At 69.5% G+C, this 24,112-nt stretch carries 26 protein-coding genes; 15 read left to right on the top strand and 11 right to left on the bottom strand.

The window, feature by feature from the left end:
* Positions 1-106: 106 nt before the first annotated feature.
* From prfA to ppk2 (MJ605_RS02925), 3 genes are all read left to right on the top strand, one after another.
* Positions 107-1,186: a peptide chain release factor 1 gene (prfA, locus tag MJ605_RS02935; RefSeq protein ID WP_243039401.1), complete on the top strand. Its 1,080-nt coding sequence runs from the start codon at positions 107-109 to the stop codon at positions 1,184-1,186.
* Positions 1,187-1,258: 72 nt separating this feature from the next.
* Entirely contained in the window at positions 1,259-3,364 is a 2,106-nt protein-coding gene (locus tag MJ605_RS02930) for an O-linked N-acetylglucosamine transferase, SPINDLY family protein (RefSeq protein WP_243039392.1), read from the top strand.
* A 116-nt stretch (positions 3,365-3,480) separates the two neighbouring features.
* Complete coding sequence (gene ppk2 / locus MJ605_RS02925) at positions 3,481-4,272, top strand: polyphosphate kinase 2 (protein ID WP_243039390.1); 792 nt, start codon at positions 3,481-3,483, stop codon at positions 4,270-4,272.
* A 5-nt stretch (positions 4,273-4,277) separates the two neighbouring features.
* On the opposite strand, the gene MJ605_RS02920 is transcribed toward ppk2 (MJ605_RS02925), so the two are convergent.
* From MJ605_RS02920 to MJ605_RS02905, 4 genes are all read right to left on the bottom strand, one after another.
* Entirely contained in the window at positions 4,278-4,778 is a 501-nt protein-coding gene (locus MJ605_RS02920) for a VOC family protein (RefSeq protein ID WP_243039389.1), read from the bottom strand.
* 119 nt (positions 4,779-4,897) lie between these two features.
* Entirely contained in the window at positions 4,898-5,164 is a 267-nt protein-coding gene (locus MJ605_RS02915; protein ID WP_243039388.1) for an acylphosphatase, read from the bottom strand.
* A gap of 2 nt (positions 5,165-5,166) precedes the next feature.
* Positions 5,167-5,646, bottom strand: a complete 480-nt coding sequence (locus MJ605_RS02910; protein WP_243039387.1) for a TlpA family protein disulfide reductase — start codon at positions 5,644-5,646, stop codon at positions 5,167-5,169.
* Positions 5,643-6,920 (bottom strand): YihY family inner membrane protein, encoded by a 1,278-nt coding sequence (locus MJ605_RS02905; RefSeq protein ID WP_243039383.1) that lies wholly within the window; start codon positions 6,918-6,920, stop codon positions 5,643-5,645. Before MJ605_RS02905 ends, MJ605_RS02910 begins: the two co-directional genes overlap by 4 nt.
* A 126-nt stretch (positions 6,921-7,046) precedes the next feature.
* Between MJ605_RS02905 and wrbA the strand changes: the two genes are divergently transcribed.
* From wrbA to MJ605_RS02890, 3 genes are all read left to right on the top strand, one after another.
* Positions 7,047-7,649 carry an NAD(P)H:quinone oxidoreductase gene (wrbA, locus tag MJ605_RS02900; RefSeq protein ID WP_243039381.1) on the top strand — a complete coding sequence of 201 codons (603 nt, stop codon included), beginning with the start codon at positions 7,047-7,049 and terminating at the stop codon, positions 7,647-7,649.
* A complete protein-coding gene (locus tag MJ605_RS02895) occupies positions 7,646-7,993 on the top strand; it encodes a DUF2069 domain-containing protein (RefSeq protein ID WP_243039379.1) in 348 nt (115 codons plus the stop codon). The genes wrbA and MJ605_RS02895 overlap by 4 nt, the downstream gene beginning before the upstream one ends.
* Before the next feature lie 182 nt (positions 7,994-8,175).
* The gene (locus MJ605_RS02890) at positions 8,176-10,677 is read left to right on the top strand and encodes a S9 family peptidase (protein ID WP_243039378.1); all 2,502 of its coding nucleotides are present in this window, start codon (positions 8,176-8,178) and stop codon (positions 10,675-10,677) included.
* Between the two features lie 42 nt (positions 10,678-10,719).
* Here MJ605_RS02890 and pdxR read toward each other — a convergent pair whose 3' ends face one another.
* Positions 10,720-12,201 carry a MocR-like pyridoxine biosynthesis transcription factor PdxR gene (pdxR, locus tag MJ605_RS02885; RefSeq protein ID WP_243039374.1) on the bottom strand — a complete coding sequence of 494 codons (1,482 nt, stop codon included), beginning with the start codon at positions 12,199-12,201 and terminating at the stop codon, positions 10,720-10,722.
* A gap of 169 nt (positions 12,202-12,370) precedes the next feature.
* On the opposite strand from pdxR, the gene MJ605_RS02880 reads away from it, so the two are divergent.
* The 4 genes from MJ605_RS02880 (at position 12,371) to MJ605_RS02865 (ending at position 16,121) form a co-directional block, all read left to right on the top strand.
* Positions 12,371-13,291: a transporter gene (locus MJ605_RS02880; protein ID WP_243039373.1), complete on the top strand. Its 921-nt coding sequence runs from the start codon at positions 12,371-12,373 to the stop codon at positions 13,289-13,291.
* 66 nt (positions 13,292-13,357) lie between these two features.
* A complete protein-coding gene (locus tag MJ605_RS02875; protein ID WP_243039372.1) occupies positions 13,358-13,825 on the top strand; it encodes a cupin domain-containing protein in 468 nt (155 codons plus the stop codon).
* Between the two features lie 100 nt (positions 13,826-13,925).
* Positions 13,926-15,572 (top strand): acyl-CoA dehydrogenase family protein, encoded by a 1,647-nt coding sequence (locus MJ605_RS02870; RefSeq protein WP_243039370.1) that lies wholly within the window; start codon positions 13,926-13,928, stop codon positions 15,570-15,572.
* Between the two features lie 57 nt (positions 15,573-15,629).
* Positions 15,630-16,121: an asparaginase domain-containing protein gene (locus MJ605_RS02865; RefSeq protein ID WP_243039368.1), complete on the top strand. Its 492-nt coding sequence runs from the start codon at positions 15,630-15,632 to the stop codon at positions 16,119-16,121.
* A 69-nt stretch (positions 16,122-16,190) separates the two neighbouring features.
* On the opposite strand, the gene ppk2 (MJ605_RS02860) is transcribed toward MJ605_RS02865, so the two are convergent.
* The 3 genes from ppk2 (MJ605_RS02860) to sufT all read right to left on the bottom strand — a co-directional run bounded on the left by ppk2 (MJ605_RS02860) (position 16,191) and on the right by sufT (position 18,306).
* Complete coding sequence (gene ppk2, locus MJ605_RS02860; protein ID WP_243039367.1) at positions 16,191-17,279, bottom strand: polyphosphate kinase 2; 1,089 nt, start codon at positions 17,277-17,279, stop codon at positions 16,191-16,193.
* Between the two features lie 77 nt (positions 17,280-17,356).
* A complete protein-coding gene (locus MJ605_RS02855) occupies positions 17,357-17,575 on the bottom strand; it encodes an HP1242/YdcH family protein (RefSeq protein WP_243039366.1) in 219 nt (72 codons plus the stop codon).
* A gap of 173 nt (positions 17,576-17,748) precedes the next feature.
* Positions 17,749-18,306, bottom strand: a complete 558-nt coding sequence (gene sufT, locus MJ605_RS02850; RefSeq protein WP_243039365.1) for a putative Fe-S cluster assembly protein SufT — start codon at positions 18,304-18,306, stop codon at positions 17,749-17,751.
* 193 nt (positions 18,307-18,499) lie between these two features.
* Between sufT and MJ605_RS02845 the strand changes: the two genes are divergently transcribed.
* Entirely contained in the window at positions 18,500-18,937 is a 438-nt protein-coding gene (locus MJ605_RS02845; RefSeq protein ID WP_243039363.1) for a hypothetical protein, read from the top strand.
* 7 nt (positions 18,938-18,944) lie between these two features.
* Here MJ605_RS02845 and MJ605_RS02840 read toward each other — a convergent pair whose 3' ends face one another.
* On the bottom strand, positions 18,945-20,378 hold the full coding sequence (locus MJ605_RS02840) for an NAD(P)(+) transhydrogenase (Re/Si-specific) subunit beta (RefSeq protein WP_243039361.1): 1,434 nt from the start codon (positions 20,376-20,378) through the stop codon (positions 18,945-18,947).
* On the bottom strand, positions 20,378-20,683 hold the full coding sequence (locus MJ605_RS02835) for an NAD(P) transhydrogenase subunit alpha part 2 (protein WP_243039360.1): 306 nt from the start codon (positions 20,681-20,683) through the stop codon (positions 20,378-20,380). Before MJ605_RS02835 ends, MJ605_RS02840 begins: the two co-directional genes overlap by 1 nt.
* A gap of 141 nt (positions 20,684-20,824) precedes the next feature.
* On the opposite strand from MJ605_RS02835, the gene MJ605_RS02830 reads away from it, so the two are divergent.
* Genes MJ605_RS02830 through MJ605_RS02820 form a run of 3 tightly spaced genes read left to right on the top strand, consistent with a single transcriptional unit; the run spans position 20,825 to position 22,355 of the window.
* Positions 20,825-21,409 carry an RNA polymerase sigma factor gene (locus tag MJ605_RS02830; RefSeq protein WP_243039359.1) on the top strand — a complete coding sequence of 195 codons (585 nt, stop codon included), beginning with the start codon at positions 20,825-20,827 and terminating at the stop codon, positions 21,407-21,409.
* Positions 21,406-21,795 carry a hypothetical protein gene (locus MJ605_RS02825; RefSeq protein ID WP_243039356.1) on the top strand — a complete coding sequence of 130 codons (390 nt, stop codon included), beginning with the start codon at positions 21,406-21,408 and terminating at the stop codon, positions 21,793-21,795. The genes MJ605_RS02830 and MJ605_RS02825 overlap by 4 nt, the downstream gene beginning before the upstream one ends.
* A gap of 2 nt (positions 21,796-21,797) precedes the next feature.
* Entirely contained in the window at positions 21,798-22,355 is a 558-nt protein-coding gene (locus tag MJ605_RS02820) for a DUF3106 domain-containing protein (RefSeq protein WP_243039355.1), read from the top strand.
* Between the two features lie 50 nt (positions 22,356-22,405).
* Here the strand turns inward: MJ605_RS02820 and MJ605_RS02815 are convergent, their stop codons facing one another.
* A complete protein-coding gene (locus tag MJ605_RS02815; RefSeq protein WP_243039354.1) occupies positions 22,406-23,506 on the bottom strand; it encodes an NAD(P) transhydrogenase subunit alpha in 1,101 nt (366 codons plus the stop codon).
* Positions 23,507-23,669: 163 nt separating this feature from the next.
* On the opposite strand from MJ605_RS02815, the gene MJ605_RS02810 reads away from it, so the two are divergent.
* The gene (locus MJ605_RS02810; RefSeq protein ID WP_243039351.1) at positions 23,670-24,077 is read left to right on the top strand and encodes a cytidine deaminase; all 408 of its coding nucleotides are present in this window, start codon (positions 23,670-23,672) and stop codon (positions 24,075-24,077) included.
* The last annotated feature ends 35 nt before the right edge of the window (positions 24,078-24,112 follow it).

The following is a 24,112-nucleotide window of genomic DNA, read 5'->3' as shown; positions in this document are numbered from 1 at the left end:
GCCCGTTCCGCCTCGCTCGTGCCCCACACCGTCGTGCGCTAACCTTGCGCCCCTCAAGCAGGCGCACGGGCTTGCGCCATCGCCACCAGACTCTCTCGCCCCTCACATGACGCCATCCATCCGCCGCAAGCTCGAATCCCTCGCCGAACGCCATGAGGAGCTCGGCCTGCTGCTGGCCCAGCCCGACGTGCTGGCCGACAACGCGCGCTTCCGCGAGCTGTCGCGCGAATACGCGCAGCTGGAGCCGGTGACCGCCGCGCTGCGCGAACGCGACCAGGCCGAACGCGAGCTGGCCGACACGCGCGCGATGCTGGACGACCCGGAGCTGCGCGAGATGGCCCGCGACGACGTCGGCCGGCTGGAACAGCGCCTGGCCGGGCTGGACGAGGAACTGCAGATCCTGCTGCTGCCCAAGGATCCGCGCGACGAAGCCAATCTGTTCCTGGAGGTGCGTGCCGGCACCGGCGGCGACGAGGCGGCGATCTTCGCCGGCGACCTGTTCCGCATGTATGCGCGTTACGCCGAGCGCCGCCGCTGGCATGTCGAGGTGCTCAGCGAGAACCCGGGCGAGCATGGCGGCTACAAGGAGATCGTGGCGCGCATCGAGGGCAAGGGCGCGTATTCGCGGCTGAAGTTCGAGTCCGGCACGCACCGCGTGCAGCGTGTGCCGGAGACCGAATCGCAGGGCCGCATCCACACCTCGGCCGCCACCGTAGCGATCCTGCCCGAGATGGACGAGATCGACGATATCGAGATCAACCCGGCCGACCTCAAGACCGACACGTTCCGCGCTTCGGGCGCGGGCGGCCAGCACGTCAACAAGACCGATTCGGCCATCCGCATCACCCACCTGCCCACCGGCATCGTGGTCGAGTGCCAGGACGAGCGCAGCCAGCACAAGAACCGCGCCCGCGCGCTGAGCCTGCTCAAGGCGCGCCTGCTCGACGACGAGCGCAGCCGGCAGGCCGCCGCGCAGGCCGAGTCGCGCCGCCTGCAGGTGGGCTCCGGCGACCGCAGCCAGCGCATCCGCACCTACAACTTCCCGCAGGGCCGGATCACCGACCATCGCGTCAACCTCACACTCTATCGCCTGCCGGAAGTGCTGCAGGGCGACCTGGACGAACTGGTCGATACGCTGACCCGCGAGAACCAGGCCGACGAACTGAAGGCGCTCACCGCGGGCTGATCCCGGCCAGGCGGCACCGCCAGTGGCCGACGGTGGATTGGCAGCCACCGCGCCCTGCGCTAGTTTGGGCGAATGACCGACCTCTTCACCCCCTCCTCCGAGGCTCTGACGCAGCAGATCGTCGAGCAGATCGAACGCGGCGCCTTCGCCGAGGCCGAGCAGTCCGCCCGGCAGGCGCGCGGCCACTATCCCGACGATGCGGAACTGGCCCGCCTGCATGGCATCGCGCTGATGCAACTGCGGCGCCATGCCGACGCGCTGCAGGCGCTGGAACATGCCGCCACGCTGGCCCCGCGGAGCATCGAGGTGCAATGCAACCTGGGCACAGCGCAGTTGAACAGCGGCGATGCCGATGGCGCCATCGAGCGCCTGCGCGCCGCGTTGCGCATGTCGCCGGGCAATCCCGCCGTGCTGCTGACCCTGGGCAACGCGCTGATGGCGGCGGCCCGCTACCACCACGCCCGCGAGTCCTATGCGATGGCGACCCATGGCGCGCCGGAACACCCCGGCCTGCGCCTCAACCTGGCCGCCGCCGAGCTGGAACTGGGCCACCTGGACCAGGCGCGTCTGCACACGGACGAAGCGCTGCAACTGCATCCCCGCTTCGACGCCGCCCATGCGCTGCGCGGCCGCATCCTGCAGAGCCAGGGCCAGCCCGCCCAGGCGACCGAAGCCTGGCTGCTGGCCGAGCGCCTCTCGCCACGCAACCCGCAGTATCCGTTCGCCGCCGGCCAGGCGCTGGAAGACACCGGCCGGCTCGGTGCCGCCGCGGAAGCCTACGAACGGGCGCTGCGGCTCCATCCGGACGACGGCCCGGCGCTGGGGCAATTGCTGTTCCTGCGCCGACGGCTGTGCGACTGGCACGACCTGGACGACCTGAGTGCCCGCTTCCAGCAGGCCGCCCGCGACGGCGAGGCGATGGTCAGCCCCTTCGTGATGCTGGCCGAGGACGTGGACGCCGCCCTGCAGCTGCGCTGTGCCACCACCTATGCCGCCGCGATCGAACAGCAGACCGCGCCGCTGCGCAAGCAGCTGGCTTTCAGCCATGCCAAGCCCGCGCCGGACGCACCCGTGCGCGTGGGCTTCGTCGCCGACGGCTTCAACGAGCATGCCACCGGCCTGCTGGTGGTTGCCCTGTTCGAGGCGCTGGCCGACGACGAGGACCTGGACATCCACCTGTTCGCCACCACCGTGGACGACGGCGGCCCGATCCGCCGCCGGCTGGCGGCGGCCACCACGCTGCACGACGTCTCCGCGCTGAACCATGCCCAGGTCGCGCAGCGCATCCACGATACCGGCGTGGAGATCCTGTTCGACCTCAACGGCTATTCCGGCCGCGACAACGCCGAGCTGTTCGCGCTGCGCCCCGCGCCGGTGCAAGTGAACTGGCTGGCCTATCCCGGCAGTTCCGGCGCGCCCTGGATGGACTACCTGCTGGCCGACAAGCAGGTACTGCCCGACGCCTTGCGCGCCCACGTCAGCGAGAAGCTGATGCGCCTGCCGCGCTGCTACCAGCCCAACGACAACACACGCACGGTGGGCACGCCGCCCTCGCGCGCCGAATGCGGGCTGCCCGGGCAGGGCACGGTGTTCGCCTGCTTCAACAACAGCTACAAGCTCAATCCCGCCGCGTTCGCGCGGCTGATGCTGGTGCTGCAACAGGTGCCCGATAGCGTGCTATGGCTGCTCAGCGGCCCCGAGGGAGCCGACGACCGCCTGCGCACCGCCGCCGGCGCGGCCGGGGTGGCGCCGGAACGGCTGGTGTTCCTTCCGCGCCTGCCGCACGCGGACTACCTGGCGCGCTACGTCCATGCTGACCTGTTCCTGGACACCTTGCCCTACAACGCACACACCACCGCCTCCGACGCACTGTGGGCAGGCTGCCCGATACTCACCTGCACCGGCGCCACCTTCGCCGGCCGCGTCGCCACCAGCCTGCTGCACCAGTTGGGCCTGCCCGAGCTGGTCTGCGAGGACGAGGAAGCCTTCCTGGCCATGGCCACGCAGCTGGGCAACGACCGCGAGGCGCTCGCCACGCTGCGCCAGCACCTGTCCCGGCAGCGCACGCGCAGCACATTGTTCGACATGCGCGGCTTCGCCGCCGACTTCCACCGCGCGGTGCAGGCGATGAGCGCCCGCTACCGGATCGGGCGCAAGCCGGTGGACCTGGATCTATAGGGAACGGCGAGGACATCCCGGGTGACGGGATGATCCACGCCTGCCGAGCCTCTTCACCCGTTTCTCCCGCACTGCATGCACAATGTCTTCCGGGTCGAACCAAGGAGACGCTCCGCATGGCCAAGAAAGGCAAGTCCTACCGGCGCACGATGGAGGCGCTGCAGATCGAGCTGGCCGGGCTGAACCAATGGCTCAAGCGCAGCGGCCATCGGATGGTGGTGATCTTCGAGGGGCGCGACACCGCCGGCAAGGGCGGCACCATCAAGGCCATCACCGAAGCGATGGACACCCGCGGCTACCGCATCGCCTCGCTGCCCAAGCCCAGCGAGACCGAATCCACCCAATGGTATTTCCAGCGTTACGTGGCGCACCTGCCCAGCGCCGGCGAACTCGTGCTGTTCGACCGCAGCTGGTACAACCGCGCGGTGGTCGAGCCAGCCATGGGGTTCTGCACCAAGGCGCAGTACAAGACCTTCATGGCCGAGGCGCCGGTCTTCGAGCGGCTGCTGGCGGACGACGGCATCATCCTGCTCAAGTACTGGCTGGCGGTGGACCAGGACGAGCAGGAGAAACGCTTCGCCGAGCGCGCCACCAATCCGCTCAAGCGCTGGAAGCTGTCGCCGAACGACCTGGCCTCGCGCGGCAAGTACACCGAGATCGGCCACCTGCGCGACGTGATGATCGAACGCACCCATCGCCCTCATGCGCCCTGGTTCGTGGTGGACTTCAACGACCAGAAGCGCGGCCGCATCAACCTGATCCGGCACATGCTGGAACAGGTGCCGCGGCACGACGAAACGATTCCCGAACCGAAGCTGCCCAAGCTCAAGGGCAAGCCCAAGACCGAGCATGTCACCCGCAAGGCGCTATGGGTGCCCGACACCTTCGGGGATGGCAACAGCGGCTAAACGCTTTATCCCGCCGCCGCGCGGCGCAGCTCGGCAAGATCCAGCTTCTGCATGCGCATGATGGCGTCGACCACCCGCGCCGCCTTGCCGGCATCGCCATCGGTGAGCAGTCCGGTCAGTTCCTCCGGCACTACCTGCCAGGACAGGCCGTAACGGTCCTTCAGCCATCCGCATTGCCGCGCCCGTTCGTCGCCGCCCGTCCCCAGCCGGTCCCAGTAGTAGTCGATTTCCTCCTGCGAGCGGCAATTCACCACCAGCGACACCGCCTCGTTGAAGCGGAACTGCGGGCCGCCGTTGAGCGCGGCGAACCGCTGGCCGTCCAGTTCGAAATCGATGGTCATCACCGAGCCCTCTGGCTGCCCGGAAGCGGCCGCGCTGGACGCGGTGAAGCGTGTGGTGGCGAGGATGCGCGAGTGCTCGAACACCGAGACGTAGAACGCCACGGCCTCCTCGGCCTGGCGGTCGAACCAGAGGAAAGGCGTGATGCGCTGGAAGCGGGATGGCATGGCATGCTCCGATGGAAGCGATTGGCTCATCCCTTCGACGAACGACAAGCAGCGGATTCGACAGGCTCGAGGAGGCGAAAGGCGGTCGCGCACAGGGTGCGCTCCCACAGGGAGGGAACCTAGCCCGTATGGAAACCGGGCGCCGCCGGCGTATCCCTCGCCTCGCGAACCACCCGTTCCACCTGGGCCGCCGGCGGTCCCTGCCACAGCCAACGCTCCAGTGCCTCCAGCGCCATCGACGAGCCGCTGGCCAGCACTTCCACGCGGCCGTCCGGCAGGTTCCTGGCATGGCCGTCCAGGCCCAGCGCGAGCGCTTGCTCGCGGGCGCTCGCGCGGTAGAACACGCCCTGCACCCGCCCGCTGACCAGGAAGCGCAGCGTGGCCACGGCTATTTGCCCAGGCCGGTGGCTTGGCCGAGCGAGACGTCGTTGACCGTGCCCACGAAGCGCTTGGCCACCTTGCCGTCCGGGCCGATCAGCCAGGTGGTAGGCAGGCCGCGTGGCTCGTCGAAATCCTTCAGCGGCTTGTCCATGGTGACCTGGGCCACCGGATAGCTCACCGGGTGCTTGGCCAGAAATGCCTGGATATCGGCCTTGTCGCTGTCGTCGTAGGCCAGGCCGATGGCGCTCACCTTGTCCTGGTGCGCGCTGACGAACCTGGAGATGTCAGGCATCTCCTTGATGCAGGGCACGCACCAGGTGGCCCAGTAGTTGACGATCACCCACTTGCCGCGCTGCGTGGCCAGATCGTAGGGCTTGCCGTCGAGCGTGGTCACCTTGATGGAAGGCTGCTCGGGCATCGCGGCCTGCGCCGTACCGGCAAGGGCCAGCACCAGCCCCAGGGCGGCAAGCGGCTTCAGCATAGTCATGGACGAAGTTCCTCGGATGGATGCGTTGCCGGCATCGCCGGCGGATAGATCTGGTCGAGACGGGTGTGCAGCGCCTCATCGAGCGACCCGGCCACGCCGTCCAGCAGCGCCACCAGCTCGGCCGGCAGGCGCAAGCCGTATTCGGCCGCTTCCTGCGCGGGCCGCAGCGGCACCCGGTACGCGCAATGAGCATACACTCGCCACAGGTCGATGCTGTCCAGGCTGCGGCCCAGCAGCCAGCCGCCGCCTTCCTGGCGGCGAATCACCCCCGCGCGCTCCAGGTCGTCGAAATAACCGGCGATAGCGGCACGGCGCAACTTCGGCTCGCTGTCGCGCACGGCCTCCGGTCGCAATTCGCGTCCCTGCCGGTGCGCCTCGATGAAACGCCCCAGCACCACCAGCAGGCCCAGGAAGGCCGCCTCCTCGGGCAGGTGCTCGTCGGATGGCTCGTACTCGAACGCCGACACCGAGGCGGCCACCGAGGCGGACAGGATCACGATCACCCAGGAGAGATAGATCCACAGCAGGAAGATCGGGATCGCCGCCAGCGCCGCGCCGTACACCTGCTGGTAAGTGTGCGCGTGATGGATAAAGCGCGAAAATCCCCAGCGCGCGATTTCGAACAGCACCGAGCCCAGCAGCGCGCCGATGGCCGCCTCCTGCCAGCGCACCCGGCGGTTGGGCACCAGCATGTAGATCAGGCCGAGCGTGAAGAAGGTCACGATGAAAGGCAGCACACCCACCAGCCGCTGGCCCAGGCCCAGCGTGCCGGCGGCCTCGTTGAGCAGGGGCAGCGCGGTGGCGTAGGAGGCCACCGCGAGCCCGCCGACCACCAGCACCGGCCCAAGCGTCAGCGCCGCCCAGTACAGCAGCAGGCGCGAGCCCCAGCTTCGCTGGCGCTGCACGCGCCAGATGCGGTTGAGGCGGTCCTCGATGCTTACCATCATCGACAGTGCGCTGAAGAACATCACCAGCACGCTGATGCCGGTGAGCTTGCTGGCGTTGTCGGCGAAGCCGTTGAGGTATTCCTGCACGCGCTCGCCCGCCGCCGGCACGAAGTTGCTGAAGACGAACTCGATCAGCGTGGTGCGCGCCTCGGCGAAGGCCGGGAACGCGGCGAAGATCGCCAGCGAGGCGACGATCAGCGGCACCAGCGACACCAGCGTGGTGTAGGACAGCGCGCCGGCCGTCTCGAAGCACTTGTCGTCGATGAAGCGCCGCCACACGAAGCGGCTGAAGCTGCGCAGGCGATCGCGGTCGAAACGCAAGGCCATGGGGATTTCCTTGTGCACGAGTCGGCTCCTGCATGCCCCATGCCGCATGGGCACGACGTGAACAGGCCGCCAACATGGGCTTGATCGACCGGTACACTAACCGATCAACTCCCTGCGGCCCAAACCATGAGCCAAGACATCCTGGTGCTCTACTACAGCCGTACCGGCCACACCGCCCAGCTCGCGCGCCTTATCGCGCGCGGCGTGGAGGAAGTGCCCGGCATGCGCGCCCGCCTGCGCCAGGTGCCACCGGTGGCGCCGGTGACCGAAGTGGCGCAGCCGCCCGAGCCGGAGGACGGCGCGCCCTACGCCACCCGCGAGGATCTCGCCGAGTGCGCCGGCCTGGCCCTGGGCAGCCCCACGCGCTTCGGCAACATGGCCGCGCCGCTGAAATACTTCCTCGACGGCACTGGCGCCGAATGGGCCAGCGGCACGCTGGCCGGCAAGCCCGCCGCCGTGTTCACCGCCACCAGCACCATGCATGGCGGCCAGGAATCGACCCTGCTCACGATGGCGCTGCCGCTGCTCCACCACGGCATGCTGATCGTGGGCCTGCCATACACCGAGCCCGCGCTCGGCGCCACGCAGAGCGGCGGCACGCCGTACGGAGCCAGCCACGTGGCCGGCCCCAGGGGCGACCACGCCATCACCGAGCACGAACGCGAACTGGCGCGCGCGCTGGGCCGCCGCCTCGCCGACGTGGCGCGCCGGCTGGGCGGCGGCGCATGAGCGCGCCGCTCGCCGCCCCCTACCGCGTCGGCCTGGCCGCCTGGGCGGCGCTGGCCCTGCTGCAGCTGGCATGGCATGGCTGGCTGTTCCCTGCGCAGCAGTTGCCGGCGCCGTTGGTGCTGGCCATTACGGTGATCCCGCTGTTGCTGCCGCTGCTGGCCCTGCGCAACGTGCGCCGCGCCTTGTTGTGGGTGGGCATCCTCAGCCTGTTCTACTTCTGCCATGGCGTGTCCGAGGCCTGGAGCGCGCCCGACGAGCGCTGGCTGGCCTGGCTGGAGATAGCCTTCACCCTGGCCCTGATCGGCACGCTCGGCTGGGGCGTGCGCCACAAATCGGCGGCGTAAAGGCCCCGTTCTAGGTCACTGCGTAGCCAAGTACCCCTCCCCTGCACGCAGGAGAGGGAGTAAGTGCGGGCGTGCAGCTTGCGTCCGGCATTTCGGAAAATCCCGTATGCCATGACTTCCAGCAGGGATGCCGATGGTGGCGGCTGTGCTATCTCGGGACGATCACCCAGGGAGAATGCACGATGCTTCTTGCCACCGTTCGCCGGCGGGCGCCCTTCTTTGCCGGATGCCTGACCCTGCTGCTGCCGCTGGCCCTCCAGGCCGCCTACGACAAGCCGCCGGAACCCCTGCTCGGCGTGATGCACGCGCCGCTGCCGGCCATCCCGATGCTCGACCCCACCCGCCAGCGCATGCTGCTGGTCGAGCAGTCCCAATACCCGTCGATCGAACGCGTGGCCGAGCCGTACGTGAAGCTGGCCGGCCTGCGCATCGAGCCGCGCAACCACAGTCGTCATGACGCCTCCAATGGCTACGGCATCCGCGCCTGCCTGAAGAGCTTCACGCTGGAAGACGTCGCCAGCCACCAGCAGGTCCCGGTGATGCTGCCGGCCGATGCCTGCCCGAGCGTGCCGCTGTGGTCGCCGGACGGCCATCGGTTCGCCTTCACCAACACCACCGGCGAGCGTACCGAGCTGTGGCTGGGCGACGCCCTCACCGGCGCGGTGCACCGCGTCGAGGGCGCATCGCTCAACCCGGTGATGAAGGATGCCGTGCAGTGGCTGCACGGCAGCGATTCGCTGCTGGTCAAGCTGGTGCCGGCCAACCTCGGCGCGGCGCCCAAGGCGGGGGTCGAAGCCGGCCCGGAAATCAAGGAGTCCATCCAGGGTAAGGGCGAGAGCAGCACCTACGAGGCGCGCGACACGCTCGCCAGCCCGGAGGACGAGGCGCTGTTCGACTATTACGGCACGGCGCAGCTGGCCGTGGTCGACGCCGCCAGCGGGCAGACCCATGCCGTCGGCAAGCCCGGCGTGCTGGCCGGCGTGGCCGGCGCGCCCGATGGCGAGCACGTACTGGTGGAGACGCTCAAGCGGCCCTATTCCTACGTGACCACCTACGAGCGCTTCGCGCGCGACGTCAGCGTGCTGGACGTGCGCAGCGGGCAGTCCACACCCATCGCCACGTTGCCGGTGGCCGACCGCGTGCCGGTGCACGGCGTGCCGGTGGGACCGCGTGAGCTGGAGTGGCGCGCCAATGCGCCGGCCACGCTGATCTGGCCGGAGGCGCTGGACCAGGGCAACTGGAAGGTCAACGTGCCCCAGCGCGACAAGGTAATGCTGTGGAGCGCGCCGTTCACCGGCAAGCCCAGGGAGATCGCCCGCACCGCGCAACGCTTCAGCGGCATGCGCTGGCTGGCCCAGGGCGACGAGCCGTTCGTGTATGAGTTCGACGCCAACCGCCAGTGGATCCACGTCACGCGCATCGACGTGGCCCATCCCGGCAAGCCGGCGCGCACGATCTGGGACTACTCGCTCAACGAGGTCTACCGCAATCCCGGCTCGCTGCTGATGCAGGTGCTGCCCAACGGCGCCGCCGTGGTGCGCCAGGACGGCGACAACGTGTACCTGGCCGGACCGGGCGGCACGCCCAAGGGCGACCGTCCGTTCCTGGATCGCTACAACCTCGCCAGCGGCCGCACCGAACGCCTGTTCCGCAGCAGCGCCGATAGCTACGAACGGCCGCTGGCGGTACTGCCGGGCGGCGAACGTTTCATCACCGCGCGCCAGTCGCCGGTCGAGCCGCCCAACCTGTTCCTCTACACGCTGGGCCAGCCGGTCGCCAACGCCGCGGACGGCGAGGCGGCATTCGCCTCCACCCCGGCGGCGATCACGCACATCGCCGACCCGACGCCGCAGGTGCGCGGCATCGGTAAGCAGTTGGTGACCTATAAGCGCAAGGATGGTGTGGAACTGTCCTTCACGCTCTATACGCCGCCGGGCTACAAGCCGGGCACACGCCTGCCGGCGGTGCTGTATGCCTATCCGCAGGACTTCGCCGACCCCAGCCAGGCCGGCCAGATCAGCGGCTCGCAGCAGAAATTCGACGTGCTGCGCGGCTACCGCCTGTTGCTGCTGTCGGGCTACGCGATCATCGACAACGCCTCGTTCCCCATCGTGGGCGATCCGCGCACCGCCTACGACACCTATATCGACCAGTTGGTGATGGACGCGCAGGCCGCGGTCGACAAGGCGGTGGACATGGGCGTGGTGGACCGCAACCGCATCGGCGTCACCGGCCATAGCCACGGCGCGCTGATGACCGCCAACCTGCTGGCCCATACCGGCCTGTTCCGCGCCGGCGTGGCCACCAGCGGCAGCTACAACAAGACGCTCACCCCGTTCGGCTTCCAGAACGAGCGGCGCTCGCTGTGGGAGGCGCCGTCGGTGTACGAGCAGGCGTCCACCTTCTTCCATGCCGACAAGGTCAAGGCCCCGCTGCTGATCATGCATGGCATGGACGACGCCAACCCGGGCACCGAGCCGATCCAGTCGCAGAAGCTGTTCCAGGCCATCCGCGGCCTCGGCGGCACCACCCGCCTGGTGATGCTGCCGCACGAGCCGCATTGGTACACCGCGATGGAGTCGAACGAGCAGGAGGTGTACGAGATGCTCACCTGGTTCGACCGCTACGTGAAGAACGCCCCGGCCAAGGCCGACGCGGCCCCATCCGCCAAGTCCGCGCCGTAGGAAGCGCTGCGGGAGGGCACCCGGTGGTGTCCCTCCCCAGGTTCAGAAGCAACGGGCGAGCTGGCGCACTCCTTCGCGGATGGCCTCCAGCGACGCCCCGCCGTAACCCAGGATCAACCCGCTCCGCGCGGACTCGCCCAGGTAGCAGGGCGACAGCGGACGCACCGACACGCCGCGCCGCGCGGCCTCGCGCGATACCTCCACGTCGTCCACGCCCGGCGGCAGCAGGCCGGCCAGCTGCATGCCGGCATCGGCGCCGATTACCTGGAAGCGATCGCCCAGGTGGTCGCGCAGGCCCGCCAGCACGGCCTGGCGGCGCTGCCGATAGAGCGTGCGCATGGCGCGGATGTGCCGGGCGAAATGGCCTTCGCGGATGAATTCCTCCAGCGCACGCTGGTACAGCGTGGCGGTGAAGGTATCGATGGCGTCGCGGCCGGCGCGGAAATCCGCCACCAGGTCCTTCGGCACCACCAGGCAGCCCAGCCGCAGCGCGGGAAACATCACCTTGCTGAAGGTACCCAGGTAGATCACCCGGTCATGGCGGTCGCTGCCCTGCAGCGACGCCAGCGGGCGGCTGCCGAAGCGGTATTCGCTGTCGTAGTCGTCCTCGATGATCCAGGCATGGCGGCGCGCCGCCCAGTCGAGCAGTTGCATGCGCCGCGCGGCGCTCAGGGTGGTGCCCAGGGGAAACTGGTGCGAGGGCGAGATATAGGCCGCCCGCGCATCCACCGCGAGCGCCTCGCCCCGCGCCACGTCGAGGCCTTCCTCGTCCACCGGCACCGGCGCCATGCGGACGCCGGCGGTGGCGAAGGCCTGGTGCGCGCCCGGATAGCCCGGCTCCTCCATCCAGATCCGCTCGCCGGCATCGAGCAGTACGTGGGCGCAGATCTGCAAGCCCTGCTGCGAGCCGGTGGTGATCAGCACCTGCGAGGCGTCGCAGCGCACGCCCCGCATCGTGCCCAGGTAGCCGGCGACGGCCTCGCGCAGCGGCAGGTAGCCCATCGGGTCGTCATAGATCATCCCCTCGATGGGCAACTGGCGCGCATGCCGGCCGACCAGGCGCGACCACAGCGCGGCCGGGAAATGGTCCAGCGCGGGCATGCCCACGCGGAACGCGCCGAGGCTGTCGAGCCAGGTCTGCGCGGGCGGGCGCATCCCCGCGACGCGCTGGGATACGCGACGCGAGGCCGTCGCCTTGTCCACCGACACGGATGGCGGCAGGCACCGTGGCCTGAGCGGCCGCGCCAGGTCGTCGGGAAGGGCGCGGGCAACGCAGGTGCCGGCGCCCCGGAAGGTCTCCAGGTAGCCTTCCGCCTGCAACTGCTCGTAGGCGCCCAGCGCCGGAATGCGCGAGATGCCCAGTTCACCAGCCAGGCTCCGGGTGGAAGGCACCCGCTGCCCGGGGCGCAGGCGGCCATCGAGGATGGCCTGGCGAAGCCACTCGGAAAGCTGCTGGTAGAGCGGCGTGGAGCCGCTCGGGTCCAGCGCGATCGGCGGCAGGTAGCTGGCGGGCAGGCGACGCATGGCGGGCGGCTCCAAGTGGTCATATCCAGTCGACAGGAAGTGGTTATTCCAGGCAACCACTTCCCAGCCTAGCTTGCGCGCCATGAAGCAAGCGGCGCCATCTTCCTTCCCGCTCCTGCCCTTGGCCCGGCGCCTCGCCGGCCTGGGTGGGTTCGCCCTGGTATTCGCGATGGCGGCCCCGGTCCCGGCCTGCTCGCAGGAAGCATCGGTGGCCGCGCCCGAAAGCCGCGAGGACGCCTGGTGGACCGGCCCTATGCTGGCCAATTCGGCCGAGACCCTGCCGCCAAGCCACTGGCTGTTCGAGCCGTATCTCTACGACGTCCGCTCGCCCGGCGTGGACGGCTTCGGCTCGCGTACCTATCTCAACTATGGGCTGGCCGACCGCTTCACCGTCGGGGTGATCCCGGTGTTCGGCTACAACCGCGTCAGCGGCGGCCCGAACAGCAACGGCGCCCAGCTAGGCGACTGGACCGTGCAGGCGCAGTACCGCCTGCACGAGTTCCAGGAAGGCTACTGGGCGCCGACCGTGTCCCTGCTGCTGCAACAGACCTTTCCCACCGGCAGGTACGACCGGCTCGGCCATCGCCCCGCCGACGGCCTGGGCAGCGGCGCCTACACCACCACGCTGGGCATCGACACGCAGACCTACCTGTGGCTGCCGAACGGCCGCCTGCTGCGCCTACGCTTCAACGTATCGGCCTCCTTCTCCACCCGTGCCGGCGTCGAGGGCGTGAGCGTGTACGGCACCGACGCCGCCTTTCGCGGCCATGCCCGGCCGGGCGACAACCAGTTCGCCAACGTCGCGGCCGAGTACAGCCTGACCCGGCGCTGGGTGCTGGCGCTGGACCTCACCTACAGCCACACCACCGGCACGCGCGTCGGCGGGCAGGAAGTGGCTGCGCCCGGCGATCCTTTTCCTCCCGCCGCGCCGCTGGGCGCCGGCCCCACCAGCAACGTCGGGATCGCGCCCGCCATCGAATACAACTGGTCGTCCAACCTCGGCGTGCTGCTCGGCGTGCGGGTGATTCCCTCGACGCGCCGCACGCCCACCTCGGTCACGCCAGCCATCGCGCTCAACGTCGTGCATTGAGGCCGCCATCGGCGCGGCACAGTAGGATGGACGCGACACGCCCGCCAAGCCACGCCGGAGACGCCCGTGACCAAGCCACGCGAACTGCTGAAGGCCGCCGACATCGCGGCGATGCAAGCCACCGTCAAGGTGCATGCACTCAACCCCTTGGCGGTGCGCCAGCGCAAGTCGCTGGGTGATACCACCGGGCTCACCGCACTGGGCTTCCACCGCATCGAGCTGGCGCCGGGACACGACTCGAGCGAATACCACCGCCACCTGTACGAAGAGGAATGCGTCTACGTGCTGTCCGGCCACGGCACCGCGCTCATCGACGAGCGGGCCCATGCGGTAGGACCCGGCGACTTCCTCGGCTTCGCGCGCGGCGGCCCGGCCCATGTGCTGAGCAACAGCAGCGACGAGCCGCTGGTCCTGCTGGTGGTCGGCCAGCGCCTGGAGCAGGACGTGTGCGACTACCCGCATCGCGGGCTACGCCTTTACATCAACGGCAAACAGGAAGATCTGGTCGAGTTCGGCGCCATCCAGCCGGGCTAAAAGCCTGTTCACGATCTCAGCACGGGTCACACGGAGATCGTGAACAGGCTCGAAGGGCTGGCGACTATACTCGGGCGTATTGACCTGTCGGGAGCCGACCATGGGATTCGTGCAAGATCCGCCGCAGCTCGCCCACCCGTACCGCGAGGACCACCTGCTGCGCGCCATGCTCGACCGCGCGCTGCCACCCGCGCGGCGCGGCGCGCTGGACGCCGACCTGCAGGCGCTCGGCGACTACGCGGTGATGGCCTGGCAGCGGGTCGGCCGCAGCACGCGGCGCAAACCGGTGCTGACCCAGTGGGACGCCTGGGGCAATCGCGTGGACCGCATCGAGCTGACCGAGGCCTGGCAGGAAGGCCCACGCATCACCACCCGCCACGCCGTGCTGGCCGCCGGCCATGAGGCCAGCGAGCACGCGCGGCTGGAGGAATTCGCCCGCGCCTACCTCTATCACGTGGCCAGCGAGTTCTACACCTGCCCGCTGGCGATGACCGATGGCGCGGCGACGGCGCTGAAGGCCTCGGGCAACCAGGCGCTGCTGCAACGCGCCCTGCCCCGGCTGCTCAGCCGCGACCCGGCCACCTTCTGGCTCAGCGGCCAATGGATGACCGAGAACACCGGCGGCTCCGACGTGGGCAACACCGAGACGGTGGCGCGCCAGAATGCCGACGGGCAGTGGCGGCTCCATGGGCGCAAGTGGTTCAGCTCGGCCGTGGTGGGCGAGATGGCGCTGGCCCTGGCGCGGCCCGAGGGCGCCGGCCACGGTCCGGGCGCGCTGGCCCTGTTCTACGTGGAAACCATGGATGGTGGGCGCCGCCGGCCGGAACTGGTCATCGACCGCCTGAAGGACAAGCTGGGCACGCACGAGCTGCCCACCGCCGAGATCCACCTTGACGGCCTGCCCGCCTGGCCGCTGGGCGAGCTGGCCAACGGCGTGCGCCAGGTGGCGCCGATGCTCAACATCACCCGCACCTGGAACGCGGTGGGCGCCACCGCCAGCATGGCGCGCGCCATCGCGCTGGCGCGCGATTACGCGACACGACGCCAGGCCTTCGGCAAACCGCTTATCGAACAACCGCTGCACGCGCAGACCCTGGCCGACATACAAGCCGAGTTCGAGGGCGCCTTCGCGCTGACTTTCGAAGTGGCGCACCTGCTCGGCCGCGTCGAGCACGGCGCCGCGCAGCCGCACGAGGCCGCCCTGCTGCGCCTGCTCACGCCGCTGGCCAAGCTATGGACCGGCAAGCTGGCGATCCGGTTGTGCTCGGAGGCGCTGGAATGCTTCGGCGGCGCCGGCTATATCGAGGACACCGGCCTGCCCCAGTTGCTGCGCGATGCGCAGGTGTATGCGATCTGGGAAGGCACCACCAACGTGCTGTCGCTGGACAGCCTGCGCGCGCTGGCCGGCGATTCGTTCGCCGCGCTGCACACTGCCATCGACGGCTGGCTGGCCGACAGCATCGATGCCCACGCGCGCCAACGCATCCACGCCGCCCTGCAGGAAGCGGCAGCCTTTCTCGAAGCTGGGGCGAAGCAGCGCGACGCGCTGGAAGCCGGCGCGCGCGGCCTTGCCTTGACCCTGGCGCGCTGCGCGGCGGCGGCACTGCTGGCGCGCCACGACAGCTGGGCCGCGCCGCACGGCCACGCCCGCGCCGGCGCGGCACTGCGGCGCTTCGTGGGGCATGGGCTGTCGCGCCTGGGCGTGACCGATGCGACCGACACCGCGCTGCTGCTGGGTCCGCACTGAGCACGGGGCGGCACCACCGGCTAAAATGCGCGCCTCCCCACCTTGCGGCCCTCGACCATGCAGCACCTGACCATCGTCACCACCGGCGGCACCATCGACAAGATCTATTTCGACGACAAGTCGGACTACAAGATCGGTTCGCCGCAGATCGGCGAGATCCTCAGCCAGCTCGGCGTGGCCTTCCAGTTCGACGTGATCCCGATCCTGCGCAAGGACAGCCTGCACATGACCGACGAGGACCGCGCCCTGGTGCGCTCCACCATCGAGGCACAGCCGCACCGCCACGTGCTGGTGACGCACGGCACCGACACCATGGTCGAGACCGCGCGCGAACTGGCCAGCCTCAAGGGCAAGGTGATCGTGCTCACCGGCGCGCTGAACCCGGCACGCTTCCAGGGCTCGGATGCGGTATTCAACGTCGGTTGCGCCGTGGCCGCCGTGCAGACCCTGCCCGATGGCGTGTACATCACCATGAACGGCCGCGTATGGGACCCGGCCAAGGTGCGCAAGAACCGCGAGGCCAACCGCTTCGAGGAAGCGGGCGGCTGAACGCCCCCCTCCGAAAACCACGAAGGCCCCGCCTTGCCAGCGGGGCCCTCGGTTTTCAGGGACCGGTCATCAACCGAACAGCGCGCGTCCCACGATCAGCGGATCGGGCAGCCCCACCACCTTGGCGTCGCGGTTGTCGTATGGCATCCGGCTGAGCACATGGCGCATGGCGGCGAGCCGCGCGCGCTTCTTGCAGTCGGAACGGATCACGATCCACGGCGCATCGGCGGTATCCGTATGCGCGAACATCGCCTCCTTGGCCTTGGTGTAGGCCTCCCACTTGTCCAGCGAGGCCAGATCCACCGGGCTGAGCTTCCACTGCTTGAGCGGGTGCAGCTTGCGTTCCTCGAAACGGCGGCGCTGCTCGGCGCGGCTCACCGAGAACCAGAACTTGAACAGGTGGATGCCACTGCTGACCAGGTGGCGCTCGAACTCGGGCACCTGCCGCATGAAGTCATCGTACTCGGCGTCCGTGCAGAAGCCCATCACGCGCTCCACGCCCGCGCGGTTGTACCAGCTGCGGTCGAACATCACGATCTCGCCGCGCGTGGGCAGGTGCTGGATGTAGCGCTGGAAGTACCACTGCCCGCGCTCGGATTCGGACGGCTTCTCCAGCGCCACCACCCGCGCGCCGCGCGGGTTGAGGTGCTCCATGAAACGCTTGATGGTGCCGCCCTTGCCCGCCGCGTCACGCCCCTCGAACAGGACCACCACGCGCTGGCCGGTCTCGCGTACCCAGGCCTGCAGCTTCAGCAGTTCTACCTGCAGGCGGTATTTCTGCTTCTCGTAGTTGCGGCGCGACATCTTGTGGCGGTACGGGTACTCGCCCTTGCGCCAGCCGGGCGAGAGTTCGTCGTCAGGATGGCGGGAGCCTCCGCTGCGCAGGTGCGGGTCGCCTTCCAGCAGCAGGCTGCGCAGGCGCGAGGCATCGTCGGGCGAGAGCCCGTCCATGATGGTTTTCACGCTGTCGAACAGCGTGTCCGCCCCCGCCTCCTCTTCCTGTTCCGCGGCCTGTTCCAGGATGTCCTGCATGCCGTCGGCCATCAGCGACTGCGCGGACGCAATGGCGTCGTTGACCGCCCGGCGTTCGCTGGCGAGCGCGGGATCGTCGACGGTTGACGTGGCTGGAACGGACGGCGGAATGGTGGTCGACGACATGGTTTGTCACCCCTTGGGACGATGGACAGGGGAAGGCCGCCCCGGTTATGGCGCGGCGATGCGGACAGGCGCAGGGTTCAGGAGGCCGAGACGCGGCGCAGGATGGTGTAGAGCTGGTCCTTCAGCAGCAGCTTTTCCTTCTTGAGCTGCTCGATGGCCAGCGGGGCGGCAGGCACCACGCCCGACTCCATGTTCTTGATTTCCTGGTCCAGCTCGTTGTGCCGGTGGAACAGGCGGGAAAAATGCGGATCGCGGCCTTTCAGCTCGGTGATCAGATCGCGGAACTCGGGAAACATGCACGCTCCAGGTAACGGTCAGGCTGCGCAAGGCAGTCTGGCATCGCCCGGGACCCAGCTATTTGATGTTGGTCAGCCTGGTGCGGCCATAAGAGCCCCCTCCCCAGCCCTCCCCTGCGCGCAGGGGAGGGAGCCAGTGCGCGCGCTCTGGCTCATCCCTCTGAGGGACACTCTCACAGCATGCCGGTTTCGAGCTTGGCCGCGTCGGACATCATCGAGTGGTTCCACGGCGGATCGAACACCAGGTCCACGTCCGCCTCGGCCACGGTGGGGATCAGCTCCAGCTTGGTGCGCGCATCGTCCACCAGGATGTCGCCCATGCCGCAGCCCGGCGCGGTGAGCGTCATCTTCACGTACACCTTGCGCTGGCCGGGCGCCAGCTGTTCGAGCGAGACGTCGTAGACCAGCCCCAGCTCCACCACGTTGATCGGGATCTCCGGATCGAACACGGTGCGCAGCTGTTGCCACACCAGGGCCTCGACATCGGCATCGGTGGCATCGGCCGGCAGCTCGATCGGCGGCGGCGTCTCCTTGCCCAGGGCATCGGCGTCGTTGCCGGCGATGCGGAACAGGTTGCCCTCCACATAGACGGTGAAGCTGCCGCCCAGCGCCTGGGTGATGTAGCCGATCTGCCCCGCCGGCAGGCTCACCACCTCGCCCTGCGGCACCATGACCGCCTGGCAATCGCGCTCCAGGGTGAAGGGCTCGCTGCTAAGACTGAAACCGCTCATGCCGAATCTCATCGATGGGCGCGGCAAGGTGTCGCGCCAAGCTATCCATTATGCCGCCAGATGGCGGGGCATGCCCCGTAGGTCAGGCCAACGCCGGGGAATCTCAAGGGGCGGCCGACCCGGGCGGCGCGCTATCATGGGGGTTTTTACGCCAGAGAAGAATCGTGCCCGCCCAGCCCCATCCTGCCCGCGCATGAACGCACGGGCCGCTTTCTCCTGGCTCTTCGCCCTATTCAGCACCGCCATGCTCGGCCTGGCGGCCGGCGCGGTATGGATGGTGCCCATGCTCTACCTGCAGCGCCCGCTGCCCTGGCTGGCGCTGCCGGCCGGCTGGCTGCTGGGCAAGGCCGTCCGCCACTGGGTGCGCCCGGCGGGGACGGGCGCCGCGCTGCTGGCGGCTCTGGCCGCGCTGACGGCGGCGCTCTACATGAGCATGCTGACCGCGGCCGCGCGCATCGCCGGGCTGATGGGACTAGGCCTGGTCGATGCGCTGCATACCGCCGGCGTCGCGCTGCTGCTGCAACTGGCGAGGCTGGGCAATGCCCCGGCGGACAGCGCCTGGTACGCCATCGGCATCGGGCTGGCGGCCCTGACCGCGGGCCGCCTCGATCGCAACGGCCCGGCCGCCTGAGCGCGGCTCAGCCGTCCAGCGCCTTCAGTTCCGCCACCAGTTGGCCCGCGGCCGCCTGGCCGTCGCCATACAGCATGCGTGCGTTGTCGGCATAGAACAGCGCGTTCTCGATGCCGGCGAAGCCGGTGCCCTTGCCGCGCTTGATGACGATCACCTGCCGGGCGGCGGCCACGTCGAGGATGGGCATGCCATAGATCGGCGAGGACGGATCGGTCTTGGCCAGGGGGTTGACCACGTCGTTGGCGCCGATCACCAGGACCACGTCGGTGTTGGGGAATTCGGGATTGATGTCGTCCATGTCCGCGATCAGGTCGTAGGGCACGCCCGCCTCGGCCAGCAGCACGTTCATATGGCCCGGCATGCGCCCCGCCACCGGATGGATGGCGAACCTCACCTTCACCCCGCGCTCGATCAGCAGCTTGGCGAACTCCCACACCTTGTGCTGCGCCTGCGCCACGGCCATGCCGTAGCCCGGCACGATCACCACGCGCTCGGCATAGGCCATCATCACCGCCGCGTCGCTGGCCTCGATCGGCTTCTGGCTGCCGCCGATGGCCTGGCCCGCCGCGCCGCCCGCCGCGCCGAAGCTGCCGAACAGCACGTTGCCGATCGATCGGTTCATCGCCTTGGCCATCAGCTGGGTCAGCAGGGTGCCGGCCGCACCGACCACGGTGCCGGCGATAATCATCGCCTCGTTCTGCAGCACGAAGCCCTCGAACGCCACGGCCAGGCCGGTGAAGGCGTTGTAGAGCGAGATCACCACCGGCATGTCGGCACCGCCGATGGGCAGGGTCATCATCAGGCCGAACAACAGCGCCAGCACGAAGAACGCCGCGATCAGCGGCATGCTCAGCTGGCCGCCGGCGATCATCGCCCCCAGCACCACCGCCGCCGCCAGCACCAGCAGGTTGACCACGCGCTGGCCGGGAAAGGTGAAGCGCTTGTCCAGCCATCCCTGCAGCTTGGCGAAGGCGATCAGCGAGCCGGAGAAGCTTACCGAGCCGATCAGCGCGCCCAGGACGGCCAGCGCCAGCTGGGCAGTGCCCGGGCTGGCCGCGCCACTGGCGGTGAACTGCCCGCCATCGAGCAAGGTGATCGCATTGCCGGCGTAGCCGGCCAGCTCGGCGGCGCCGATCGCCGCGGCCGCGCCGCCGCCCATGCCGTTGTAGAGGGCCACCATCTGCGGCATGGCCGTCATCGCCACCCGGCGGCCCGACCACCAGGCCGCCGCCACGCCGATCAGCACGGCGGCCAGGATCAGTCCGAGGTGATGCATGTCCGGCAGGGCGAAGGTGGCGACCACCGCCACCAGCATGCCGAAACCCGCCCATACGATGCCGCCGCGCGCGCTGCGCGGCGAGCTCATGTGCTTGAGGCCGAGGATGAACAGCAGGGCAGCGAGGAAATAGCAGGCCTTGATCACCACCGGGAGCCAGGCCATCAGCGCGGCTCCTTGCCGGCGGCGGGCTTGCTGGCCTTGAACATCTCCAGCATGCGCTCGGTCACCACGTAACCTCCGGCGGCGTTGCCGGCACCCAGGAGTACGCCCAGGAAGCCGATGGCCAGCTCGAACGGGGTCTGGGCGTGCCCTAGCGCTATCATGGCGCCAACCAGCACAATGCCGTGGATGAAGTTGGAGCCCGACATCAGGGGCGTGTGGAGAATCACCGGCACCCGGGCGATGATCTCGTACCCCGTGAACGCGGCCAGCATGAAGATGTAAAGCGCCAGGAACCCGTCAATCATGACCCCTCCCCGCCAGGACATCGTTGTCCCCGCATCATACGGGTGCGGGTCAACCCGCGCGAGCCTCGGACGTTGATGCACGAAGACGTACCGATGGAGTCTCAGCATGCTCGATCCGGCGAAGCGGACGGCGACGACGCCATGAGCAGCGTCCTCTCCACCCTCGATGCCGAGCTGTTGGCCGATGGCGCCAGGGCAGTGCCGGCGTCGATGGACGCCTTCCTGGCGCAGGTCGAACGGCGTGCCTTTCGCATGGCCGAGCTGAACCTCGGCCACCGCGAGGATGCGCTGGACGCGGTGCAGGACGCCATGCTGCGGCTGGTCAAGCACTACAGTGACAAGCCCGCCCAGGAATGGACGCCGCTGTTCTGGGGCATCCTGCGCCGGCGCATCGTGGACCTGCAGCGCCGCCGCAAGGTGCGCTCGATCATGGTGGGCTGGCTGGGCGGAAGGGACGAGGACGGGGAGGACCTGCCCAGCTGGGAACCGGCCGACACCGCGCCGGGCCCACTGGAGCGGTTGCATGACGCCCAGTCGTACGCGGACATGGCAGCGGCCGTGAAACTGCTGCCCCAGCGCCAGCGCGAGGCCTTCATGCTGCGCGTGCTGGAAGGCCTGGACGTGGCGGAAACCGCCCAGGCCATGGGCTGTTCGGAAGGGAGCGTGAAAACACACCTGTCGCGCGCGCTGCAACGCCTGCGCGACCAACTGGAGGACTGGCGATGAATGCGCCTGACAACCACCTGGAACGCCGCGCCCGCGAACTGTATCGCGTGGCAGCGCGTCAGCTCGATCCCGCCACCGCCGCTCGCTTGCGCGCGGCACGGCGCGCGGCCCTGGCCGGCACCGAGGGCGGATCGCCGGCCCAGCGCCTGTTGCGGCTGCTGCTGCCTGCGGGGGCGTTCGCGGCGATCGCCTTCGCGGCTCTGATGCTGTCCACGCCGGTGGAAAACCCCAACAGCGCCACGCCCACCAGCCTGGTGCCGGCCCCGGTGCTGGATGCCGACAGCGAACTGCCGCCGGACGCCGCCGCGGCCGACCCGGCGCTCTACCAGAACATGGATTTCTACGGATGGTTGGCCAGGAACGGCGAAAGCCAGGCGAGCAGGTGACCATGCGTCGATGCGGTATTTGCGTGCTGATGCTGTTGGCTCTCGGGCTGAGCGGGATCACCTCCACCTCCCTCGCCCAGAACGCACCGCCGCCCCCGCCACCGGGGGCGGCGCCCATGGGACCGCCGGGCGTGCGCATGCCGCCGGGGCCACGCCCCTGGTCGAGCCTGTCCGCCGATGAACGCGACATCCTGGCGCCGCTGGCGAGCAAGTGGGACACGCTGCCGCCGGATCGCCAGGCCCATATGCTCGACCGTGCGCAGGAATGGAAATCGCTGCCGCCCGACCAGCGCGCGGAGATCCGCCAGCGCATCGACCAGTGGCAGAAGATGACGCCGCAGCAGCGCGAGCAGGCCCGCGAGAACAGCCGCCGCTTCCAGCAGCTGCCGCCGGCCGAGCGCGAGCGCCTGCACGCCGCGTTCCAGCACTTCCAGCAGTTGCCGCCGGACCAGCGCCAGGAGCTGCTGCGGCAGTGGCGCCAGGAAGTACCGGATGCGCCGCCCTTCCACGGGCCTCTTCCGGGCCTGCACGGGCCGCCCGGCGGGCCGCCGCACCATTGATCGGAAGAGCCCCGCCGTCGCGGGGCTTTTTCTTGGCGGCAAGCCGCCGCTCAGCCCTGGAAGTGCGGCTCGCCCTGGCGGGTCACACAGGTCTTGGCCACCAGTTCGTCGTCGAAGTCCGGTGCGAGCGCCTCGCCCTGCACCAGCAGCCCGATGAAGTTGAATACGTTGCGCGCGTACATCTCCGAGGCATGCAGCGGCGCGCCCGCCGGTAGGTTGAGCGGGCCGAGGATGGTCACCCCGCCATGCTCCACGCGCTGGCCCGGCCGGGTCAGCTCGCAATTGCCGCCGCCCTCGGCGGCCAGGTCGACGATCAGCGCGCCGGGCCTCATGCCATCCACCATGGCGGCGGTGAGGATGGTCGGCGAGGAACGCCCCGGCACCGCCGCGGTGGTGACGATCACGTCGACCGACTTCAGGTGCTCGGCCAGCGCCTGCTGCTGCGCCGCGCGCTCTTCCGCCGACAGCTCGCGCGCATAGCCGCCGCTGCCGGCCGCGCTGACGCCGAGATCGAGGAACTTCGCGCCCAGCGACTCCACCTGCTCACGGGTCTCGGGGCGCACGTCGTAGCCCTCGGTCTGCGCGCCCAACCGGCGCGCGGTGGCGACGGCCTGCAGACCGGCCACGCCCGCGCCGATCACCAGCACCCGCGACGGACGGATGGTGCCCGCCGCCGTGGTGAGCATCGGGAAGAACTTCGGCGCCGCCTCGGCCGCGATCAGCATGGCGCGGTAACCCGCTACCGCCGCCTGCGAGCTGAGCACGTCCATGGCCTGGGCGCGGGTAGTGCGCGGCAACAGTTCCAGCGCGAAGGCGGTCAGCCGGCGCTTGCCCATCGCCACGATGCGCGCGGCCGCGCCATAGGGCCGAAGCTGGCCGACCACGGTGGCCCCCTCGCGCAACCGGCCCCATACGGCATCGTCGGGCGGCAGCACGCAGGTGAACAGGTCCGCCTGGGCGAGCACGCCATCGGCATCGGCAAATTCGGTATCCGCGTAACTGTTGTCAGGGAAGCCCGCCGAGGCGCCGGCGCCGCGTTCCAGCAGCACGCGCAGTCCCTTGCCTCGCAGCTTCCGCGCCACTTCAGGGGTGATGGCGACCCGGCGCTCGCCGGCGGCGGTTTCACGCAATGCAGCCACGGTGATCGGCATCGTGCATCCCCTGCGGAAAGGTCCGTGCATCCTAGCCCATGCCCGAGCGCGCGAACCACCGGCCACTTGCGGCGGCCACGCCAAGGGAGTTAACTGGCCCGCCACCGGTCCTGGCGTCCCGCGAGGCCGCCGTGCCGATGGGGATCCCGCCATGGAGATCCCGATGACTGCTGTGGTTGTTTCCGATGTCCTGCTGGACTTGGCGCGCCAGGCGCGCGAACGCGCCTATGCGCCCTACTCCCGTTTCCTGGTCGGTGCGGCCCTGGTGACCAAGGACGGCCGGCATTTCACCGGCTGCAACGTGGAGAACGCCGCCTACGGCCTGTGCAACTGCGCCGAACGCACCGCCCTGTTCGCCGCCGTGGCCGCCGGCTGCCGGCCCGGCGACTTCGCCGCGCTCGCCGTGATCGGCGACACGCCCGCGCCGATCAGTCCCTGCGGGGCCTGCCGCCAGGTCATGGCCGAGCTGTGCGACGAGGCCATGCCGGTATGGCTGGGCAATCTCGCCGGCGCCGTGCAGAAGACCACCGTGCAGGCGCTGCTGCCCGGCTCGTTCCGGCTCGCCAGCTGAAGCCGGGCGCCACGGGAACGATGCCCCGCGCCATG

It is taken from the genome of Dyella sedimenti (genome assembly GCF_022760995.1).
Classification (GTDB): Bacteria; Pseudomonadota; Gammaproteobacteria; order Xanthomonadales; family Rhodanobacteraceae; genus Dyella; species Dyella sedimenti.
Note: the sequence above shows the minus strand (reverse complement) of the source record. Positions and strands in the feature narration are given on the sequence as shown.

Coding starts and splice junctions, on each gene's coding strand:
- ppk2 (WP_243039367.1), bottom strand. CDS start 17,279: ATGTCGTCGACCACCATTCCGCCGTCCGTTCCAGCCACGTCAACCGTC.
- MJ605_RS02880 (WP_243039373.1), top strand. CDS start 12,371: ATGGCGGCCCCGGTCCCGGCCTGCTCGCAGGAAGCATCGGTGGCCGCG.
- MJ605_RS02830 (WP_243039359.1), top strand. CDS start 20,825: ATGAGCAGCGTCCTCTCCACCCTCGATGCCGAGCTGTTGGCCGATGGC.
- MJ605_RS02845 (WP_243039363.1), top strand. CDS start 18,500: ATGAACGCACGGGCCGCTTTCTCCTGGCTCTTCGCCCTATTCAGCACC.
- MJ605_RS02895 (WP_243039379.1), top strand. CDS start 7,646: ATGAGCGCGCCGCTCGCCGCCCCCTACCGCGTCGGCCTGGCCGCCTGG.
- MJ605_RS02835 (WP_243039360.1), bottom strand. CDS start 20,683: ATGATTGACGGGTTCCTGGCGCTTTACATCTTCATGCTGGCCGCGTTC.
- MJ605_RS02855 (WP_243039366.1), bottom strand. CDS start 17,575: ATGTTTCCCGAGTTCCGCGATCTGATCACCGAGCTGAAAGGCCGCGAT.
- MJ605_RS02910 (WP_243039387.1), bottom strand. CDS start 5,646: ATGACTATGCTGAAGCCGCTTGCCGCCCTGGGGCTGGTGCTGGCCCTT.
- MJ605_RS02815 (WP_243039354.1), bottom strand. CDS start 23,506: ATGCCGATCACCGTGGCTGCATTGCGTGAAACCGCCGCCGGCGAGCGC.
- MJ605_RS02820 (WP_243039355.1), top strand. CDS start 21,798: ATGCGTCGATGCGGTATTTGCGTGCTGATGCTGTTGGCTCTCGGGCTG.
- MJ605_RS02865 (WP_243039368.1), top strand. CDS start 15,630: ATGCAGCACCTGACCATCGTCACCACCGGCGGCACCATCGACAAGATC.
- MJ605_RS02930 (WP_243039392.1), top strand. CDS start 1,259: ATGACCGACCTCTTCACCCCCTCCTCCGAGGCTCTGACGCAGCAGATC.
- wrbA (WP_243039381.1), top strand. CDS start 7,047: ATGAGCCAAGACATCCTGGTGCTCTACTACAGCCGTACCGGCCACACC.
- MJ605_RS02905 (WP_243039383.1), bottom strand. CDS start 6,920: ATGGCCTTGCGTTTCGACCGCGATCGCCTGCGCAGCTTCAGCCGCTTC.
- MJ605_RS02840 (WP_243039361.1), bottom strand. CDS start 20,378: ATGGCCTGGCTCCCGGTGGTGATCAAGGCCTGCTATTTCCTCGCTGCC.
- MJ605_RS02810 (WP_243039351.1), top strand. CDS start 23,670: ATGACTGCTGTGGTTGTTTCCGATGTCCTGCTGGACTTGGCGCGCCAG.
- pdxR (WP_243039374.1), bottom strand. CDS start 12,201: ATGCGTCGCCTGCCCGCCAGCTACCTGCCGCCGATCGCGCTGGACCCG.
- sufT (WP_243039365.1), bottom strand. CDS start 18,306: ATGAGCGGTTTCAGTCTTAGCAGCGAGCCCTTCACCCTGGAGCGCGAT.
- MJ605_RS02920 (WP_243039389.1), bottom strand. CDS start 4,778: ATGCCATCCCGCTTCCAGCGCATCACGCCTTTCCTCTGGTTCGACCGC.
- MJ605_RS02890 (WP_243039378.1), top strand. CDS start 8,176: ATGCTTCTTGCCACCGTTCGCCGGCGGGCGCCCTTCTTTGCCGGATGC.
- MJ605_RS02870 (WP_243039370.1), top strand. CDS start 13,926: ATGGGATTCGTGCAAGATCCGCCGCAGCTCGCCCACCCGTACCGCGAG.
- MJ605_RS02825 (WP_243039356.1), top strand. CDS start 21,406: ATGAATGCGCCTGACAACCACCTGGAACGCCGCGCCCGCGAACTGTAT.
- prfA (WP_243039401.1), top strand. CDS start 107: ATGACGCCATCCATCCGCCGCAAGCTCGAATCCCTCGCCGAACGCCAT.
- ppk2 (WP_243039390.1), top strand. CDS start 3,481: ATGGCCAAGAAAGGCAAGTCCTACCGGCGCACGATGGAGGCGCTGCAG.